This window comes from Bacteroides celer, from assembly GCF_002632415.2.
In the GTDB taxonomy this organism is placed as follows: domain Bacteria; phylum Bacteroidota; class Bacteroidia; order Bacteroidales; family Bacteroidaceae; genus Bacteroides.
The window spans coordinates 4,034,343-4,053,418 of record NZ_CP178209.1 but is presented as its reverse complement, the minus strand read 5'-3'; the positions used below and the strand labels follow the sequence as shown (position 1 = coordinate 4,053,418).

The 19,076-nt window shown below is 42.3% G+C and carries 15 protein-coding genes, 1 tRNA gene and 1 pseudogene; 5 read left to right on the top strand and 12 right to left on the bottom strand.

The window, feature by feature from the left end; translation table 11 throughout:
• Position 1 precedes the first annotated feature (1 nt).
• The 5 genes from CJF29_RS16630 (at position 2) to CJF29_RS16610 (ending at position 3,834) form a co-directional block, all read left to right on the top strand.
• Positions 2-793, top strand: a complete 792-nt coding sequence (locus CJF29_RS16630) for a Vir protein (protein ID WP_099147052.1) — start codon at positions 2-4, stop codon at positions 791-793.
• A 25-nt stretch (positions 794-818) separates the two neighbouring features.
• Positions 819-1,628 carry a DUF1566 domain-containing protein gene (locus CJF29_RS16625; RefSeq protein ID WP_413544499.1) on the top strand — a complete coding sequence of 270 codons (810 nt, stop codon included), beginning with the start codon at positions 819-821 and terminating at the stop codon, positions 1,626-1,628.
• Positions 1,629-1,773: 145 nt separating this feature from the next.
• Entirely contained in the window at positions 1,774-2,169 is a 396-nt protein-coding gene (locus tag CJF29_RS16620) for a four helix bundle protein (RefSeq protein ID WP_099147050.1), read from the top strand.
• A gap of 2 nt (positions 2,170-2,171) precedes the next feature.
• The gene (locus CJF29_RS16615; protein ID WP_099147092.1) at positions 2,172-3,593 is read left to right on the top strand and encodes an RNA-directed DNA polymerase; all 1,422 of its coding nucleotides are present in this window, start codon (positions 2,172-2,174) and stop codon (positions 3,591-3,593) included.
• Positions 3,559-3,834, top strand: coding sequence for a hypothetical protein (locus CJF29_RS16610; RefSeq protein ID WP_007766002.1), 276 nt, complete (start codon positions 3,559-3,561; stop codon positions 3,832-3,834). Before CJF29_RS16615 ends, CJF29_RS16610 begins: the two co-directional genes overlap by 35 nt.
• Positions 3,835-3,966: 132 nt before the next feature.
• Here the strand turns inward: CJF29_RS16610 and CJF29_RS16605 are convergent.
• From CJF29_RS16605 to CJF29_RS16550, 12 genes and pseudogenes are all read right to left on the bottom strand, one after another.
• A pseudogene (locus CJF29_RS16605) lies at positions 3,967-5,463 on the bottom strand (DEAD/DEAH box helicase); the annotation flags it as partial.
• Positions 5,464-5,563: 100 nt separating this feature from the next.
• On the bottom strand, positions 5,564-6,859 hold the full coding sequence (locus CJF29_RS16600; protein ID WP_099147049.1) for a phage integrase SAM-like domain-containing protein: 1,296 nt from the start codon (positions 6,857-6,859) through the stop codon (positions 5,564-5,566).
• A gap of 115 nt (positions 6,860-6,974) precedes the next feature.
• Positions 6,975-7,910: a transposase gene (locus CJF29_RS16595; protein ID WP_074556840.1), complete on the bottom strand. Its 936-nt coding sequence runs from the start codon at positions 7,908-7,910 to the stop codon at positions 6,975-6,977.
• Between the two features lie 40 nt (positions 7,911-7,950).
• Positions 7,951-8,322, bottom strand: coding sequence for a transposase family protein (locus CJF29_RS16590; protein WP_074559397.1), 372 nt, complete (start codon positions 8,320-8,322; stop codon positions 7,951-7,953).
• A 128-nt stretch (positions 8,323-8,450) separates the two neighbouring features.
• A tRNA-His gene (locus CJF29_RS16585) sits at positions 8,451-8,526 on the bottom strand.
• A gap of 64 nt (positions 8,527-8,590) precedes the next feature.
• Positions 8,591-9,739 (bottom strand): CapA family protein, encoded by a 1,149-nt coding sequence (locus tag CJF29_RS16580; protein ID WP_074559116.1) that lies wholly within the window; start codon positions 9,737-9,739, stop codon positions 8,591-8,593.
• Positions 9,736-10,617: a bifunctional methylenetetrahydrofolate dehydrogenase/methenyltetrahydrofolate cyclohydrolase FolD gene (gene folD / locus CJF29_RS16575; RefSeq protein WP_004304330.1), complete on the bottom strand. Its 882-nt coding sequence runs from the start codon at positions 10,615-10,617 to the stop codon at positions 9,736-9,738. Before folD ends, CJF29_RS16580 begins: the two co-directional genes overlap by 4 nt.
• 157 nt (positions 10,618-10,774) lie before the next feature.
• Positions 10,775-12,097, bottom strand: a complete 1,323-nt coding sequence (gene ffh / locus CJF29_RS16570) for a signal recognition particle protein (protein ID WP_004300796.1) — start codon at positions 12,095-12,097, stop codon at positions 10,775-10,777.
• Positions 12,098-12,201: 104 nt separating this feature from the next.
• Positions 12,202-13,524, bottom strand: coding sequence for an MATE family efflux transporter (locus CJF29_RS16565; RefSeq protein ID WP_074638917.1), 1,323 nt, complete (start codon positions 13,522-13,524; stop codon positions 12,202-12,204).
• Positions 13,525-13,563: 39 nt separating this feature from the next.
• Positions 13,564-15,519 carry a sensor histidine kinase gene (locus CJF29_RS16560; protein WP_074638916.1) on the bottom strand — a complete coding sequence of 652 codons (1,956 nt, stop codon included), beginning with the start codon at positions 15,517-15,519 and terminating at the stop codon, positions 13,564-13,566.
• On the bottom strand, positions 15,516-17,366 hold the full coding sequence (locus CJF29_RS16555; RefSeq protein ID WP_099147216.1) for a sensor histidine kinase: 1,851 nt from the start codon (positions 17,364-17,366) through the stop codon (positions 15,516-15,518). The genes CJF29_RS16560 and CJF29_RS16555 overlap by 4 nt, the downstream gene beginning before the upstream one ends.
• 90 nt (positions 17,367-17,456) lie before the next feature.
• Positions 17,457-18,923 carry a sulfatase gene (locus CJF29_RS16550; RefSeq protein ID WP_176553165.1) on the bottom strand — a complete coding sequence of 489 codons (1,467 nt, stop codon included), beginning with the start codon at positions 18,921-18,923 and terminating at the stop codon, positions 17,457-17,459.
• Positions 18,924-19,076 lie beyond the last annotated feature (153 nt).

The following is a 19,076-nucleotide window of genomic DNA, read 5'->3' as shown; positions in this document are numbered from 1 at the left end:
CATGAGTACAAAAGAACAGAGCGCAACCCTGCTGCGTCTCAATAAACAGGAACAGGTAAAAGCATTGCAGGCTGTAGGCTTTGCCGACATCACGGAGAACTCGCGTGCCAGCGAGTTCCCGAACCGAATCAGATGGGCGTCCGGATTGCTTGACCTTCGTGTTGCATGTAACCGGATATCAGACAATTCAAAGATGTACTTTACGCGGGAAGAATGGAATGCCCTGACCCCCGCAAATAAACTGAAATATATCCGTCGCGGTCTGCTAGTCCGCGCCCACGGACATTCCTTCGTAATTGCTGCCCAGGAGTGCTATAATGCCGACCTTACCACTGTCTTTTATTGGGGCGGTCAGGGTAAAGCCATAGACGGCCTGAACCAAAAAGGACTGGGTGTCATGTACGGCTGCTTCACGGGTGAGGAGGATACCGACCTGATTATCACCGGCCTGAAAGACCAAAACAATAGCGGTGTAATCGGTGCACCGGCTGCCGAAGCCGCCCGTGCATACCGTGCCTACACTTTGGAAAGTGACGGTATCGAGGATGAATCCAACTGGTTCCTTCCTTCATCCGGCCAAATGCTTCTGATGTACCGCTACCGCGATAAAATCAATGAGATGATGCGTACCTTTTGGAGTAGTGACAGTATGCTGATGACTGATAAATACTACTGGTCATCAACAATTTGGGATACTAACTCCGCCTGGGCGTTCGAACTGAATACCGGGCGTATTACGAATCAAAACAAAAATTCAGCCCTTCTTTATGTGAGAGCTGTTGCTTCCGAATAGTATTAACTTAATATTATACAATAAAATGGATAAAAATATCGCCAGCGCCATGCTTCTGCGCTTGAATAAACAAGACCAGATAGAAGCCTTAAAATCAATAGGTTTTACAACCGTGAATGAAAACACCCCCGCAAGCGACATCGCCAAATATATGCAATGGTCAGGTACGCTTCTTGACCTTTCTTTGGCTACGCTCCGGATTGAAGACGGTGAACAAGTCTTTTTCACGGCTTCCGAATGGAACTCCATGAGCGCAAATAACCGCTCCAAGTATATCCGTATTGGCATCCGACTTCGCGCCGAATGCCACCAGTTCATTATCGCCAAAAGTGACTGCGTTGACGCAGGCGGCAACAAAACGTTCAAATGGGGTGGCTACGGAACCGACCTACGCGGACTGAAAAACTACGGCAGTGGTAACCAAGGACTCTATGATACCTTCGACGGCAAGGAAAATACCGATGTTATAATAGAAACCCTTGCAGGCGTCAAGGACACCCAGGGAACTGTCGGCGCCCCTGCCGCCGAAGCTGCCAGAGCCTATAAAGCCTGTACGCTTGAATCTGACGGAATTGAAGATACAACCGTGTGGAACCTGCCCGCACTGGGCGAACTTATGCTTATGGCCAAGTATAAAACCGAAATCAATGAGCTCATAACTTCCATGTTTGGTATTCAAAATATAATTACAACCGACTGGTATTGGAGCAGCATCGAATACGACGCCTCGAACAGTTGGTACGTGTACATGAACAACGGCAACGTGAACGCGAACAACAAGACTACCGCAGGCAGGGTTCGTCCCGTTTCCGCAATAGATTCTTTATCTCTTTAACTCTTTATCTCTTAGATAGTTACGTTTAATTAGCCCCGGTAGGGGCTTTTTAAGTTTTAAAATTTTGAAAAAATGAGTGTTAATAGTTTGACAATCATTAACTTTGCGGAGCAAAAGAAAAATTTTAAAAATATCAAAAATTAACATGGGAAAAGCAGAAGACAGACCAGTTTATCAGTGCATGTATCGGTTAACGATGTTGATACTCGACGCAAGGGACAAGTTCCCCAAAGGGTATCGTTACGAATTCGGTACGGAACTTATGATGTCTGCAATCCGTTGCTGTGAGTTGATTCGCTATGCAAATTCAAGCCTTCCGCGTCGTGTGGAGTACCTGAATGAATTCCTTGTTAAATTTGATACATTGAAGCTCTTACTAAGGGTATGTCGAGACCGGAAACTGATAAATATTCAAACGACAGCCGACATCATTGAAATGGTGACTTCTGTTGAAAAACAAATTCTAGGGTGGCGAAATTTCACCGCTTCCCAAGAAGAAAAAGCAGCTTCCGTAAAGCCGGGGTCATGTTCATCAAGGTGAGCATGAGCGAGCAATCTAATTTATCTATTGGGCATTCCCCCGGTGATGAACCGGGAAAGACTAAGACAGTGAATGCTGAATCCTCGAACAGTTGGTACGTGAACATGAACAACGGCAACGTGAACACGAACAACAAGACTAACGCAGGCAGGGTTCGTCCCGTTTCCGCAACAGATAAACCGATCTATGACATACCCTTATCTTCAATTATTGAAGCATACGATGACTGTTGCAGGCAAAAGCGCAATACTGGCGACTGTATTGAGTTTTCCTTCAATTATGACACAGAGCTAGTCGCTGTATGGGAAAGTATCAGATACGGTCACTATGAGCCGGACTTCTCACAATGCTTTATGCGCAAGAAACCTGTTTTGCGTGAAGTATTTGCTGCCGCCTATATCGACCGTGTCGTACATCACTGGATCGACCTCCGTCTTGACCCGATTTTGGAAGAACGCTTTCAGTCACAGGGAAATGTTTCCAAGAACTGCCGTATAGGTGAAGGATGCCTGTCTGCAGTCATGCGTATGGACGAAATGATTAAAGAAGTCAGTGGAAACTATACACAGGACGCATACATCTTTAAAGGCGATTTAAAAAGCTTTTTTATGTCCATGTCAAAACCCTTGTTATGGGAAATGATTGATATATTTGTTCGTGACAATTACAAAGGAGATGACATCGAATGCCTGTTGTACCTGATTCGGGTTGTCATATTTCACCAGCCACAAAACAAGTGCCACAGGAAATCACCCTTATACTTGTGGGATAAACTGCCTAAAGACAAAAGCCTGTTTTATAGCGATCCGGAACGCGGTGTCGCCATTGGTAATCTTCCATCCCAAAAATTCGCTAATTTCATAGGATCAGTGTTTGACTATTATGTGTCTGAAATATGCGGAATTAAGCATTATGTACGCTTTGTCGATGACTTTGGCTTTGTCATGCGTTTTAAAGAGGACATCCTGAAGTATGTTCCTTTGCTCAACGATTACCTGAAAGAACAGTTACTCCTAGAACTTCACCCTAAAAAGATATATATACAACACTATTCAAAAGGTGTCCTGTTTGTTGGCGCATTTATTCTCCCCGGTAGAATCTATATTTCAAATCGTGTCGTGGGAAATATATATGATGCAGTCAGCAAGTATAACAAGATCGCAAAGGAAGGCTTCTGCGAAGCCCATATTGAGACTTTCGTGGCTACGATGAACAGTTACTATGGATTGATGAGACATTTCAATACGTACAATCTAAGACGCAAAATAGGGAAACTTATTGCTCCGGAATGGTGGCAATATATATATGTCGAAGGACATTGGGAAGTCTTTGTAATAAAGAGCGAATTTAATTTTAAGAAACAACTAAAAAAACAAATAAGAAAAGGCAATGCGAAGAAATATCTTACCCCTGAAATCTGCTAAGCCTATCGAACAACAATCCGACGGAACATGGATAATTCGATATGCAATACAATCAATCGGTAGAACTGATAGTGAAGGAAACGAACTGGTAACGTTTGCCAGTTCTACATTCTTAGAAAAACCAACATTGGAAATGATAAAGAAGAGTATTCATAGATATGCAATGAGCGTTCTTGATGACGAAGATGTTCTTCCGCTTGTTGCTAATCCTGATTTATCCGTTTACATGATCATTGATTAAATTTAAAGCCTGTTTAAACTCAATTAAACAGGCTTTAAATTTGCACCCAAAATCACATTTTGTTTTATGTTAAGATGTGTTTCAATGACACATTTTGTTTTTCGGTTGGGAATTTTTTGATTTGGCGATTGTACCTGCAATTCTTTCCTGTGCTTTCTCTCTTATGGCTTCTTTGATTATTGCAAATAGATCAGTCAAGGTATAATCCCCCTGTGAGATGGTATCTGCTGATTCAAGTACTTTGAGTACCTTTTGGGCTTTGTTTAATAGAGTGGCAGTGTACTTTTCCATACTTTCCATTACTGATACATATCCTAAGGTGTTATATATGATAGTTTCACTTAGTATTCCATTATCCTTTCTGCATCTACCATGTATTTGTGTCATTCTATCTAAGGTCAACATTGAGTGACTTCTTCTTACATCTGATACAGTGATTAGATGGTAACTATCCTCTATATCTATACCAGTGAAGTAACAACAAGTGGCAAAGTTAATCCTAGCAGGTAAGGTATTATTGTCCCCCAATTTAGGTGCAAAGTATTCTCCTGCTTCCTTTATGGATGCCTCACTACATAGGATAGCACATTCCTTTCTGGTTTCTTCATCTAGTGATGATATAATGTTTCTTATCTGGAGTATGGAGTTATAGGCTATGAATATCTTATCTCTAGGGTGGGAGATAATCTCTTCTATAACAGTCTGCGTGGTATTATTAGTGTGCAATAACCTAACATTTCTTCGGGCATTATATATCCAAGTTATGGAGAACTTACATTCTTTCTTTAGTAGTGGATTGCTGAATTCCTTCATAGTAGCTGTTACCATACATCTGTTCTTTAATGGGAACATAAGGTAGTAGTCAATCACATTCTCCAATTGAGGTCTAAAGTTGTTGTCAGTCTGGAGAACATCAATCTCATCAATCATAAGGAAGTAGTCTTTATAATTTTTTCCTATGATACTTAATAGTCTACCTAGACTGTCTGCAACTACTAGAAGTTTCTTGTATCCATCTTTTGCTAGGTATTCCTCAATCTGCTGATTAGTTACCTTTTCCTTTTCACCTTTAATCTCACTACCTACATATAATGTATTAGGATGCTTTGAGTGTTTACCATAAGCCAGAGCCTTAGTAGGAAAGACTATGATTGAGTTTCTCTTTGAGTTTATCTCAAGGGTAGTAGCTCCAATGCCGGGTATCTTCTTGTCTATAATACCATGAGGCATCTTATCTATGAAGTTAGCCAGATTCCAGAAGGAGTCACCAACTTCTTCTCTTATTACTTCTGGTGCTCTGCCAAATAGCAAGTTATCCAAACTAGTTATTACTGTATCTTGAGGTATGGTTTTAGTTTCTCCTACTTTTCCAGAGGATAATATCTCAATGTACTCTACAGGTGCATCATGTAAGTCACCATAAGTATTAGGTACTGTCTCTTCTAATTGGTTTTCAACTATGGAAGATTTAACCTCTTTAGAGTGCTCTTCTGATACAGGAGTAGTGCCTAATGTTATAACTTCTGACAGGTTGGTCTTCTCATCAGGAATCTGGAGATTGTATAACTCATCTATGAAACTACTATCAAGTCCTGCTATTTCCTTTGACAGTTCATCTTCTATGCTCATGTCTCACTTAGTTTGTAATTAGTATATAGATTGTAAGTGAACAAATATACTAAAGAGCCTCCATAATTCAATCAATTACAGAGGTTCTTTTGTGTTAAACTTACTTCACTTCTGGACTAGGCAGCTCACTATAACTACCAAATACATACTCAACCACCTTCTTGTTAGCTTCATTCTCTACCTTGAAGTCTCTTTCAATATAGATGTCAGTGACTTTCATAGCCTCATCAATATGATTCAATGCAGCATGAACTGTATACTTATCTATACCTACTTTATTAACAGCTAATGTAGCCCATGAGTGCCTTGCAGCATAGTATTCCAAATCATCCACTTTCAGTATTTTGCCAATTTGCTTTAACCCAAGATTGATGGCTCTGTTGAAGTTCTTGAAAGTAGAATAGAGATGATAGAAGCAGAACACCTTCTTCTGGGTGTAATCTTCATATTTCTTCATTAAAGGTAGTAAGACAGGAAGAACATCTACTTTCATCTTAGCTTTATCAAGTCTTCTGTCTGTAGTCTTAGTCCTGTAATAGGTAATTGAACCATCTTCCAGTTCACTACAGTTATACAAATCAGCAGAGTTCATCCCTATAAGACAGAAAGAAAGGATAAAGCAATCCTTAGCTAGGTTAAAGGGGCATAACCTTTCCCTGCCATTAGCATTAATGATATAGGGTAATTCCCATATCTTCTTAATTAACTCTGCTGATAATGCTCTCTTCCTAGTTGCTTCCTGCTTTGGTATCACCAAGTTCTCAAAAGGTGAGTTAGGTATCCTAATGAGATTCCTGTCATAATCATTGTACTTCTTCTTAGCTTCATTGAATAGATGTCTGATGCTACTAGTGTACAGTGATACCATTCTGTTAGAGGGTATTCTCTTTCCTTTCTTCTGAAGTTCTGCCACCTGTTTAGCCCTTTTCTTGTGAAGGTATTCCATGAACTCCATCATTAACAACTTGGTAACTTGGTTAGTATTTAATTTGTCCTTTCCTAAGAAGGCAATGAAGGCATTGAGGGCAGTTTGATAATTTCTCTTACCCTTGACCTCTGTAGCTGCCAACCAGTCTTTGCAGAACTGGATAAAGTCAATAGGAGTATTCTTTTCCTTCTCTTTCTGGATATAATCAAGTACATCACTTAAGGTTAAATTGGAAGCCTCCAATGGAAGCCCCATACATAACTCTTCATAGTATCTGACCAATCTGTCAGCTTCCTTGATGTACTTTGGATTCTTTAACTTGAAGTCCTTAGTCAGGTCTTCTGCTCTTACAAAGATATGAGTAGCCAACCTCTTAACCTCTCTGTTGTAGGTTAGCCTAATCTTTACGTTATAAGTTTTATCAACTTTTTGCTTAGATTTTAAGACTTCAGCTTTAATAGTCAACATGTTACATTGGTTTATTGGGAACAACAATAGACCAACAACTATACTTTAAAGGGGTAATTTAGCCTAATTTCGGCTCAGTTGTAATTCTTGGGGAATTAAGTTTAGTCAATTCCCTTCATGCATATACCTTTGCTAGCCTAAAAAGGAAGAAGCTCATATCCACTACTCCTCTAAATGATGCCCTAAATGCTTTGATTTTAGCATTAAATGCTTCCGCTGCTGCATTTGTACTCCTGTTCACAAAGAAGTTCAAAATCCTTTCATAATGATTCTCAATAGAGTTTGCTACTGTTGTGAATGTATCGTATCCATATTCTTCAATCTTATTATACCATAGTGCCAGCTTTGCTCTTGCTACATCCTTGTCATAGTTTGTGGAAAAGATCTTTCCCAACTCCAATGAGTAGTAATATACATGCTTAATATCTTCAAACTGCTTGAAAAGTAATTCTGCCCTGATTTTCTGGCTCTTGGTCCATTTATCAGGTGATTTAAATAATAAATATCTGCTTCTGGCTAATAATTGCCTGAATGTATCTCCGTTTTCGAGTTCTTCTGCTTTATGTACTTCCCCCTTCTCTTTTGCGGCTTTCATGGCTTTATTCTCCTCTTTTATCACTTGCCATCTATATGTAATACGCAACTCTTGTACAGCTTCGTATACAAGTTTTTGTACATGAAACCTATCAATCACCTGCATGGCACGTGGAAAGCACGTTTTCGCAATCTTTTGCATGCTCCCTGCCATATCCAGTGTAATTTCTTTGACTTGATTACGCAGCTCCTGTGGCATCTTTGTAAGTACCGCAATGATATCATCAGCTTTAGTGCCCTGAATTACAGCTATAATAGAACCTTTCCTACCTCGCTTATCTCTATTTATTAAGATGGTATAAAGATCTCCCTTGCTCAAAGCCGTTTCGTCAATACATAGGCGATAACCCATATTCTTTGGATAAAGGATATACTCTTGGGCATGTGCTCTCTGATCCCAATTCTGGAAGTCACTCAGGTGATCTTTATATTGGCTTTGAAGCTGTTTGCCATCCATACAGTAATGCTCAGCTACACTTTGGCAGCTAACGGCGTGATTATCTAAGTAATTCTTTTAAAAAAGCACCGAACTCAGCGGTTATGCGAGTACCGGTGGCTACCAAACTCCAGTCACGACTATATGTCTGCCCAGTGGATGGATCTTCCCAGCGACGACGCTTGATACGTAAATAAACGGCTTTACCACGGATAGGGAAGTCCTGAACTTCAATCTCAGGGAGGAAACCTTTTGAGTGAAGATGGAGATCTGAGTACTCAGCAGGAATAGTGGCTTTCTCCTCTAAATAAAGAATAAAGCAAGTATCCTGAGAAACATGATTGACTAGGGTAAAGTAATCAAGGATTCCTGAAGGCAAGAACAAGCTTAAAGAAACAACAGGATCAATCGTTTGGGAAGAGGATGTGTTCATGATGCAAAAATAAGAATTTTAACGCAATCCCCCAAGTTTTCAGACTGAGCCATGATTTGCTCTCTAAGATGCCTATTTCCTGAAAGCAGAAAACCCTCATAAGTATTTAACTTACAAGGGTTTTTGTTGGGTGGAAGACCGGACTCGAACCGGCGACATTCAGAACCACAATCTGACGCTCTAACCAACTGAACTACATCCACCATGTTTGCGTTTCTCTAACGCGGTGCAAAGATAGATATTATCTTCTAATCTCCAAAAGATTCTGCTATTTTTTTTCGAAAAAAGTATATTCTTTTATTCCCCGATTGTGCTTGCTGAAAAGGGTTCGCGCATCATTTACAAAGATTTTCAGAGAGTTACGTGCTTGTAAAGGAATTGAATCAATCGGCAAATTGACTGGGAGCAATTGATGATTTTTTTTTCCTGATTGAATGGGACGGGCTGTCCATACCAAACTATAATCACAATTATTGAGGCGGACAGTGCTGTCTTTTACTAATTCCATTCTTACCATCAGTCCTCCGTCAGTGCGGCGGGCGGACATATTGGAAATATAATTTCCCAGCGAATAGACTACGAGATGTTTGTCATTCGTCAGGCTGTCTGTGCGAACTTCGATGGGCTGAACTACGTGAGGATGGGAGCCGATGATATGGTTTACTCCTTTTTCAATCAGCCAGTCGGCGAGGAATTTTTGCTCTTTGTCCGGGAGTGACTGGTATTCGATTCCCCAATGCATACAAGCTATGATGGCATCCGGCTTCATTGCTTTACTCTCTTCAATATCTTTGGCGATGATGGCTGTATCGATATAGTTCACGATATTAGGAGGGGTAACGGGGATGCCGTTTGTTCCATACGTGTAGTTGAGCAGGGCGATGCGGAATCCGTTCTTTTCTAATAAAAGAGGATATTTCTTTTCGCGTTCATCAGCGTTGATATACGTGCCTGCATGTGGAACCTTTAAAGAGTCTATTAATTGAATGGTTCTCTCCAGTCCGGATTTACCACGATCGAGACTGTGGTTGTTGGCAGTCACTAAAATATTGAAACCTGCATCGTGAATTGCGGTCAGAAATTCGTCCGGCGCGCTGAAAGCAGGATAACCTTTGTAAGGTTTGCCTCCTAATGTCACTTCCAGGTTGGCGATGGAGAGGTCGGCTTTCTTTATTTCTTCTTTGACATACGCGAAACATGTGGAGTAATCATAGCCGGTTGATGTTCGTGCAGCGTTGATTTGTCCCTGATGTTGCATGAGGTCACCTACGAAAAGGAGGCGTAGGGTGTCAGTGGGGAAGATGCTGTCGGAAAGGCTGTCCGACAGGGTGTCAATGATAGAATCTCTCTTTGCCTGCGACCGGGAGGTGCAGGACAAAGAGAGAAGCAAAATCATCAGAAACAGGGTATGTCTCATTGATAAATAGCTTTCTTACCAGCTAAGAGTGTATTTTTCATTAACGATACAATCGTCATTGGTCCAACACCGCCCGGTACGGGAGTGATGAATGAGCATTTCGGTGCAACTTCGTCAAACTTTACGTCGCCGGTCAGTTTAAAACCTGATTTCTTGGTTGCATCCGGCACACGGGTAGTACCTACGTCAATAACTACCGCGCCTTCTTTCACCATTTCGGCTTTTACAAAGTTCGGTTGTCCCAAGGCAGCGATAATAATATCAGCTTCCTGACATTCTTTTACCAGGTCTCTGCTACGGCTGTGGCATACGGTTACTGTGGCATCGCCCGGATAGGCTTTCTGCATCATCAGGGCAGCCATCGGTTTGCCGACAATATTGCTGCGTCCGAGTACGACGCACTTTTTTCCGGAAGTTTCTATGTTATAACGTTTCAACAATTCGAGGATGCCGTTGGGAGTAGCGGATACGTAACACGGAAGCCCGATGGACATACGGCCTACGTTGATCGGGTGGAAACCGTCTACGTCTTTACGGTAATCAATTGTTTCGATTACTTTCTGTTCGGAGATATGCTTGGGTAAGGGAAGTTGTACGATAAAGCCGTCCACGTCGTTGTCTTCGTTTAGTTCACGTACTTTGGCAAGCAGTTCTTCTTCGGTCACGTCACTTTCATAACGGATGAGGGAAGACTTGAACCCACATACTTCACAGGCTTTTACTTTGGCAGCTACATAAGTCTCGCTACCACCATCGTGTCCTACAAGAATAGCGGCCAGGTGCGGGCGTTTTTCGCCATGAGCCACCATTTCGGCTACTTCGGCTGCAATCTCTTGTTTTACTTGTTCGGAAATTGCTTTTCCGTCTATCAGAGTCATATTTTCAGAGTATTTATTGGTGATGGACAAAAGTAAAATAAATAACTGAACTCTCCAAAGGGATTGGAATTTTTGTCAAGAGATGGGTGGTATAAAAAAAAGAGGGAGCCGAAACTCCCTCTTTTTACTTATCATTAGATTTGGATCTACAGAATGATTACTTTTTCATCTTAGGCATCATCTTACCCATTTTGCTGCTAGTCACCATTTTCATCATTTTGCGTGTCTGGTCGAACTGTTTCAATAGGCGATTCACTTCCTGGATAGTCGTTCCGCTACCTTTGGCGATACGCGTACGGCGTGAACCGTTCAGTATTTCCGGATTGGAACGTTCTGCCGGAGTCATGGAATAGATGATGGCTTCGATGCTCTTGAAAGCATTGTCGTCAATATCAATATCTTTGATTGCTTTTCCTACTCCCGGAATCATGGAAGCGAGGTCTTTCAGATTACCCATTTTCTTGATTTGTGCAATCTGGCTAAGGAAGTCGTTGAAGTCGAATTGGTTTTTGGCTATTTTCTTCTGTAAGCGTTTGGCTTCTTCTTCATCGTATTGTTCCTGTGCGCGTTCTACCAATGAAACGATGTCACCCATACCGAGAATACGGTCGGCCATACGAGCAGGGTGGAACTGATCGATTGCTTCCAGCTTTTCACCTGTACCTACGAATTTAATCGGTTTGTTCACTACCGAACGGATAGAAAGAGCCGCACCACCGCGGGTATCACCATCGAGTTTGGTCAGTACCACACCGTTGAAGTCCAGACGTTCGTTGAATTCTTTAGCTGTGTTTACAGCGTCCTGACCGGTCATGGAGTCTACCACGAACAGAATTTCGTCCGGGTTGATTGCTTTTTTGATAGCGGCGATCTCGTTCATCATCTGCTCGTCTACTGCCAGACGTCCGGCTGTATCGACGATAACGAGGTCGTATCCTTTGGCTTTGGCTTCCTGAATGGCGTGTTGTGCAATTTCTACCGGATTCTTGCTGTCCAGTTCGCAGTACATCGGTACTTCAATCTGTTCTGCCAATACACGCAACTGTTCGATAGCTGCCGGACGGTAAACGTCACAAGCCACCAATAATGGCTTACGGTTCTTCTTGGTTTTCAGCATCCGTGCCAGTTTACCGGAGAAGGTGGTCTTACCCGAACCCTGCAAACCTGACATCAGGATAACTGCCGGACGGGCGTCGATGTTGATCTCGGCTGTCTCTCCACCCATCAATTGTGTAAGTTCATCATGCACGATCTTCACCATCAACTGGCTTGGCTTCACAGCCGTAAGAACGTTCTGGCCAAGCGCTTTTTCTTTCACCGTATCCGTGAAATTCTTTGCAACCTTGTAGTTTACGTCGGCGTCGAGAAGTGCTTTACGTACGTCTTTCAGCGTCTCCGCCACGTTGATTTCGGTGATTTTGCCTTCACCTTTCAGAATCTTGAATGACCGTTCTAGTCTTTCACTTAAATTATCGAACATAGTTATTTAATTACGAATTACTAATTACAATTTACTTGGCCGAAAGAGAGACTTTTCCGTCTGCTCTTTATTTGAGCTTGCAAATGTACAAAAATCTCTTGTATTTATATCTTTTTATTCTGCCATTTTGCTTTTTTGAGATAAATATAACTTGTTATCAACAGTAAGCTATAATACACAATCTCAATTGTAAAGCAGATTTCGATTGGTGCTTTCAGCCACATTCCGATGAAAACAATGTAAGATCCGTAGATGATGATTGTAATTGTTTCGAGCAACAGGGCTGCTTGTGTATTTCCTGTTCCGGAGATGCCGTTGAACACCACGTTGGCTACGGATGCGATAAGCATGGCGAAGCAAATAACGTATACCGAGGGTACGGATTCTGTAATGAGTGCCGCCTCACTGGTGTAGATGGAGAGTAGGAACTGCGGAAATAGTGCTGACACCGCTACTAGTCCCAGCATGATGAAAAAGGAGAACCGGGCAATTTTATTGATGAGCGGCATCACGTGCTGGATACCTCCTGCACCAATGGCGTTGCTGACAAGGCTGTTGGTGGTTGTAGCCAGTGCATTGACCGGAATTAGCAGTACGACGTAGATACTCCGGACGATATTGGCAATCGCCAGTTCCCGTTGTCCCAACCGTTCTACGGCTACAAAGAATACGAACCAGGTAGCCATTGACAGGAAATATTGCAGCATGGTGAAACAGGAGATACTAAGTATTCGCATCAGTAATGCCGGGTCGAATGTGCGCAGGCGGTTCAGGCCGTATTTCTTCAAATCGACGGTGAGGTATGTGTAAATGACGAAAAAGAGAATGGAGGAAGCTTCTGCCAGTACGGAGGCGATAGCTGCTCCTTTGATGCCCATTTCCGGCAAACCGAATTTTCCGAAAATTAATGCGTAATCCAGTACGACATTGGTTAATGCCATGACGATGGCATTGACGGTTAGTACTTTAGTACGTGTAATGCCGATATACAATGCACGGAACATGACATTGATGAACGAGAAAAAGAATCCGTAAATACGCCAGTCCAGAAATTCCATCGTTCCTTCGTAGATGGATTCTGAAGAAACCAGCAAACGCATGATGTTTCCGCCGAATGCTTTGGTGAATCCGAATAGCAGCAGTGCCATCACGAACAGGAACATGACTCCTTGAATCATGACGGGACCGACATCCGAATAGCGCCCTTCGCCGTTGCGTCGTGCGATGACTATCTGCGAACCGGTGCTGAATCCGAATGCGATGGTGAATACGCATATATAAAATAACCCGCCCATAGCTGATGCTCCAAGGGCTACCTCACTCACGTGTCCGAGGAATGCTGTGTCGGTGACATTGATGACATTTTGTGCCAGCAAGCTTAGTAGTATCGGATAACTGACACTCCAAATCTGTTTGTTGGTGTACATAATTAAGTGTTTAAGTTTACACTTTGCAAAGATAGTGCTTTATTTCGATTCGGAAACGATGGGGTAGATGAAAACAATTTCCGGACCTTCGGGAGTTTTATCATTGACGAGATAGTTTCCTCCGAAATGTTTTAGTAACAACAGGTTGATATCATGCCGGATGATGGTTTCCTGTGATACGAATGCATGGTCTGCCAAAGGTGAATTAGTGATCCGGAAACGGAGCATGTCTTCATTCTGGCTTAAAGTGAACCGGATGATTCGTGCTTGCCGGTGTTCTTGCGGGTACACCAGTGCGCTAATCAAGGCCTGCGTCAGTCGCATTATATCGGTATGGATTTGGGCGTCCGTTTCACTGGAAAATTCAATCTGGATACCTGTTTCTTCGTTCCTCATCTGAGCCATGCTGCATGCTTCCTTGCATAGGGTAGTGGCATCATAGTCTTGCAACTGGAACTTCATCATTTGAGCTTCCAAACGGGATAAGTCGAGAACGTCATTGACAAGTCTCATTAACTTCTCCGAACTTTTGTGGATGATGTTTGAGTATTCTTGCCTTATTTCCTTGTCTATGTTGGGTTCGCTGGCTATGAGTTGTGAGAAACCGACCACATTGTTGAGTGGGGTACGGATGTTATAGCTCATGTTGGACAGGAAGCGATTTTTTATTTCATTGGTCTTCCGCACGTTTTCTGTTGTTTTCCGGATTTCGTTTTCCGCGTATTTAAGTGCTTTCCGTACCATAAAGAGTCGCGCCATAAAGATAAAAAGCAGAATCAGGATGACAAATATAAAGATCAGATAGGTGAGCTGGATCCGGTTGTTTTCCCTTTTTTGCTCCAGTTCTGTTTTTTCGATATTGTATTTGCTTTGTATCTGTGCCATCTGATTGTTTGAGAGTACAGTGGCTGTCGAGTCTTTGATGGCGAGTGCCTGCTCATACAGAGGGATGGCTTTTCCGCTTTGCCCTGCCTGTTTCCATATTCTGGCCTTTTCGAGTAGTTGTTCGGCATAGTCGCTTGTGAAGTCTTTCTTCAACATCGTCAGTGTCGTGTCGATATAATCCGATGCCTGTTGATAGGCTCCAATTACCTGGTAATATTTGGCAAATGTGTCGAAATAGAGTACTTTATACATGAAATAAGTATTCTCGTCCAGATATTCTTTAGATTTTACGAGATGTTCATAAGCTTGTTGCGGCTGATGGGTATTCAGGTAATAATAGCTGTAGAACAGTTCATTGAACAGGTATACATCGGAAAATCCCGCTTTTAAGGATGGGTTCGCGCTGATGTGGTTATGAAGAGTGTTTTCCAGTTCCTGCAGGTATTTGAGTAGTTTTTTATTATCTTTCTTTTCTTTGACAACGGATACTAACTGTGATAATACCGAGATACGGACCACCGGATTTTCTGTTGGAGTGAGTAGCTGGTAGGCAGCCTCCAGTGCTTCTATTCCTTTATCCCAGCGTTGACTGCCGATATATGCATTATTCAGGCATTGATAGGCGGCTATACTGCCCCGGTTACTATTCATTTGGGAGGCTTGCTGTTGCATCTTTTGAGATTCGTTGATAGCAAGTTCGTATTGTTCGTTGAATGTGTACAGGTCTATCTGGAAACGTTTGGCATCAAAGAAGTAGTTCCATAAATCTGATTTCCGGGCATGAGGCTCCATTATGGTGAGCCATTTCGTTACACTGTCTTGATTATTACGATTGTAATAGTATAAGATATGGTAGTAAGCAGCCAGACCGGCATATTTGTCATTTTCCAGTTGCAATGCTTCTTTCATTAATGCATCTGAATATTGGATACATTGCTGGTTGTTTTGTTCTATTCTGATGATTTGATTGAGAACATTCAGCTGTGTCGTATCGTACGGTAATGTTTGCAACACCTTTATCAGGCTATCGGATTCCAAAACAATCTCGGTGCTGGCTTTTCCGGTGAGGGTGCAGCATAATAGAAGGAACAGGAGCAGGACTTGTTTCATTCGGCTTCCTCCTTTCCTGGTTGCTCATGACAAATAGGGTGTGTGAACAGGAAACGGGCTCCTTCCTTATAATTGGAGTCAATCCATATTTTACCACCCAGCTGCTCGATAATGAGTTGGCAGATAGACAAACCGAGTCCTGTGCCTTGAGCATTTTCATTCAGTTTCTCAAAACGGTTGAATATTTTATTCTGATTCTCCGGAGAGATACCGCAGCCGGTGTCGGTCACAGAAAACAGTGCTGTGTCTTCTGTCTGTTTTTCCAGTTCCATGGTGATGGAACCTTGTGGAGTAAATTTGGTTGCATTGATGAGAAGGTTGATTAATAATTGTTGCAACCTTGCATTGTCTGTCGTCAATTCTAATGAATGGAGAGAGGTTGAAAAACGGACGTTTGCATTCGTTTGTTTTATTTTCTCAACCATGTCGATAACGTTTCTGCATATTGTTACTGCATCACATCGCTCATATTTGAATTTCATCTTGCCCACTTCGAGACTGGACAAGTCGATTACGTCGTTAATCAGCTTGAGTAACAGTTCTGAATTTTGCTGAATAATATCGCTACACTGTTTCCGGGTCTCGTTGTCGATGGATTCTTCCGTCAGGATGGAAGAGAAGCCGGACAACGCATTGAGCGGCGTGCGAATTTCATGGCTCATGTTGGAAAGGAAAAGGCTCTTTGTCCGGATGGAATTTTCTTCTTGCTTTTTCACTTTTTCCAGTTCCTGCTGCGATTGGCGCAGTTTTTTATTTCCTCGTCTGACCAAAAGGATGAAGAATACAATCAGTATGACTATGAATAGGATGGTGAACCAGCTCCAGTAGAGGATTGTCTTCTGTCTGTTTAAGTTGTCCAGTTCGTTTTTATCTATTTGGTAGAGGGTGTGTAATTCATTGATTTGGCGAATATAATTCATTGCGTCCAAAGAGTCTTTGCACGTATTGAATATTTCATAAATTTCACATGCTTCCTTGTTGTTTCCCATTAGTGTAAGTATGTGTGCACGATCTTTCAGCACTTGCAGGGATTTATATGAGTTGGCTGCTTTGGTATGCGAAAGTAATTCGTCAAGTGTGGTTAGTGCCTGAGTGTATTCTTTGGATTCAGTGTAGTAGCGTGAATACAGGTATTTAATCATTAAATGAAAATATGGGTACTGATGTTGCCGGTTGATTTGTTCGGTTTGTCGTATATGGTTTAATGCTTCCGGAAGATGATGCGTCTGGATGCAATAGAATGCCTGACAGTAAACAAGGTGAAAATCGTCTTGGGGATTCGTATCCTTGTCAATAACAGATTCGAGTTCCCGGATATTGTCTTCTATATCTGTCATTTGGTGATAGTTGAGCTTCGTCAGGATAAATTGAGACAAGATCGTTTTGATATATTGGTTGGCATGAGGGAGTTTCTGAATGATTTCTAATGCTTCCTTATACGATTCGATGGCAACTTGTGGTGTTGACGAACTTAAATAAGTATTTCCAATGGCGTGTAATGCGAGTGCTGTTCCCAAAGGATAGTCCATTTCTCTGGCTTTCTGGTACATCTGATTGGCCTGGTTGATGGCGAGACTGATGTTGCCTTCTGTGATTAAGGCTTGAACGGTCAGCAGATTTATCTGGAATAGGAGTGGGTATTGTTGTTCCTTTTGTAATTCCGGTTCTAAAAGTTTTTCCCAGGCAATGATGCTGTCGACAGGGGCGTCCGGACTGAATGGATGATTGTATTCAAGTAAAGGTTGTAATAAAGAAAGACGCTCTGAATTTGTGCGTGCAGCATATAAGGTGACCGATATTAATGCGGTTACGACTATTGCAATTATATGACGTCTGTGTTTTTTCACTTGATATAAGAATTGCTTGCTTGTAAGTTTATCTGCAAAAGAACTAAAAAGAGTGAAGATTACAAAGAAATCTTCACTCTTTTTTATAATTTATTTTCTTTTGAGTATCTCTCGTACTCCAGGGCCCTCGTGGTTGGGGTAGCCGGGAGTATGGTTTCTGCATCGTGGAGCGGCATCTACTTTCAAACTCCGGTAATCGTCTTTGGTGCGGGCGATGTAATCATCAAGCATGGCACGGTGTTCGGCGAGAATTTTACTGTATTTGGGGTCTTTGGCGAGATTCTTACGTTCTCCCGGATCCTTTTTCATATCATATAGCTCTTCACCGTTACCTTCCAGATAGTGAGTGTACTTGTATCTCGGTCCCCGTACCATACGTCCGGGAGTAACGACATATTCATATTCGCTATGCCATTCAGAAACTACATAGGGGTGAGTTTTTTTCTGTTTTTCTCCTTTTAATATAGGTGCAAGGCTGATTCCCGGTTTTTCGGCCGGAACAGGAATTCCAGCCAAATCACAAAGAGTAGGCAGAAGATCCAGTGTAGGTTGTGTCAATACTTGGTCTATGGGCTTTTTCTGTTGTTTGATTCCGGGACCTGCAAAGATAAACGGTACGTTGGTCATTTCATCGTAGAAGCTGATATGTTTGGTCACCATGCGGTGTGAAGCCATTCCATCACCATGGTCAGCCATGATAATAACGATTGTGTTTTTTCCGGCAGGAGTGGAGTAGAGGGCTTTCAATACGCTGTCTACTTGCTTGGAAACCATCTTGGTATAGTGTTGGAAAGCAGCAATGTAATGACGGTAATTCTCTTCATTCCAATGAGAGGCTTGGGTCATGCGGCGATGACTGCAGCAGATGTATTGCACAGGTTTAGGGATATTGCTCCAGTCTTCTACATCGAAATTGGCCGGTAGTTCCGGAAGGGTTCCGCTGATGGGGCGGTCGGTATGTACTCCTTCGTTCGCTCCTACAAATCCACAGATATTGTGAGGGTTCTGAAAATCAGCGATACAGATGAATGGTTCTTCCGGTGGATTACTTAGATAAGCAACAGCGTCTTCACATGTTCCTACGTCTAGGAAGCTGTCGTTATTAACCGGGAATTCCGGATCGGTGAATGGCTTGGCTACCGGTTCTTTATGCTTGAATCCTCTAAGTGAACCCATGTCGTGTGTTTTTCCGAAGTGTACGGCTTCGTAACCGTTTTCAGAAAAAAGACTTCCTAATGTCGGTACATTTTCGGGAATACGTGGGTTGATAGGTTCGCTGGAGTTGGAACGTACATTGGTTTGATGAGGCATCATGCCACTCCATAAAGCAGCGCGTGAGGGTTGGCTGAGAGGGCAGCCTACATAAGCATTGGAGAAGATAACTCCTCGTGAAGCGACTTCGTCAATAGGGAGGGTGCAGCCTTGTGTTTGTCCGTAAGCTCCCACAACGCGTTGTGTTAAATGGTCGCACTGGATAATCAGGAAATTGGGCTTTTCTTGGGCCTGCGCTGTCACGCTGCACAGGGCTAATCCCATGAATGGATAAATAGTTTTCATTACTGGTTAGAATTAAGTAATATTTGATTTGGAAGCAAAAGTAGGAAAAAAGGAAACGTAAAAAAGGGCGAGGTAGTAGTTTTGGACGCAAATGAAAGTATTTTGTACAAAAATGAAAGGTGTGGCAAGCGGTTAGGGGTAACTATCGGTGAT

Bases quoted from the DNA above. Each gene is read 5' to 3' on its own strand.
- CJF29_RS16560 (WP_074638916.1), bottom strand. From the start codon at position 15,519: ATGAAACAAGTCCTGCTCCTGTTCCTTCTATTATGCTGCACCCTCACC.
- CJF29_RS16595 (WP_074556840.1), bottom strand. From the start codon at position 7,910: ATGGATGGCAAACAGCTTCAAAGCCAATATAAAGATCACCTGAGTGAC.
- CJF29_RS16600 (WP_099147049.1), bottom strand. From the start codon at position 6,859: ATGTTGACTATTAAAGCTGAAGTCTTAAAATCTAAGCAAAAAGTTGAT.
- CJF29_RS16565 (WP_074638917.1), bottom strand. From the start codon at position 13,524: ATGTACACCAACAAACAGATTTGGAGTGTCAGTTATCCGATACTACTA.
- ffh (WP_004300796.1), bottom strand. From the start codon at position 12,097: ATGTTCGATAATTTAAGTGAAAGACTAGAACGGTCATTCAAGATTCTG.
- CJF29_RS16610 (WP_007766002.1), top strand. From the start codon at position 3,559: ATGCGAAGAAATATCTTACCCCTGAAATCTGCTAAGCCTATCGAACAA.
- CJF29_RS16615 (WP_099147092.1), top strand. From the start codon at position 2,172: ATGAGCGAGCAATCTAATTTATCTATTGGGCATTCCCCCGGTGATGAA.
- CJF29_RS16590 (WP_074559397.1), bottom strand. From the start codon at position 8,322: ATGAACACATCCTCTTCCCAAACGATTGATCCTGTTGTTTCTTTAAGC.
- CJF29_RS16550 (WP_176553165.1), bottom strand. From the start codon at position 18,923: ATGAAAACTATTTATCCATTCATGGGATTAGCCCTGTGCAGCGTGACA.
- CJF29_RS16580 (WP_074559116.1), bottom strand. From the start codon at position 9,739: ATGAGACATACCCTGTTTCTGATGATTTTGCTTCTCTCTTTGTCCTGC.
- CJF29_RS16625 (WP_413544499.1), top strand. From the start codon at position 819: ATGGATAAAAATATCGCCAGCGCCATGCTTCTGCGCTTGAATAAACAA.
- CJF29_RS16620 (WP_099147050.1), top strand. From the start codon at position 1,774: ATGGGAAAAGCAGAAGACAGACCAGTTTATCAGTGCATGTATCGGTTA.
- folD (WP_004304330.1), bottom strand. From the start codon at position 10,617: ATGACTCTGATAGACGGAAAAGCAATTTCCGAACAAGTAAAACAAGAG.
- CJF29_RS16630 (WP_099147052.1), top strand. From the start codon at position 2: ATGAGTACAAAAGAACAGAGCGCAACCCTGCTGCGTCTCAATAAACAG.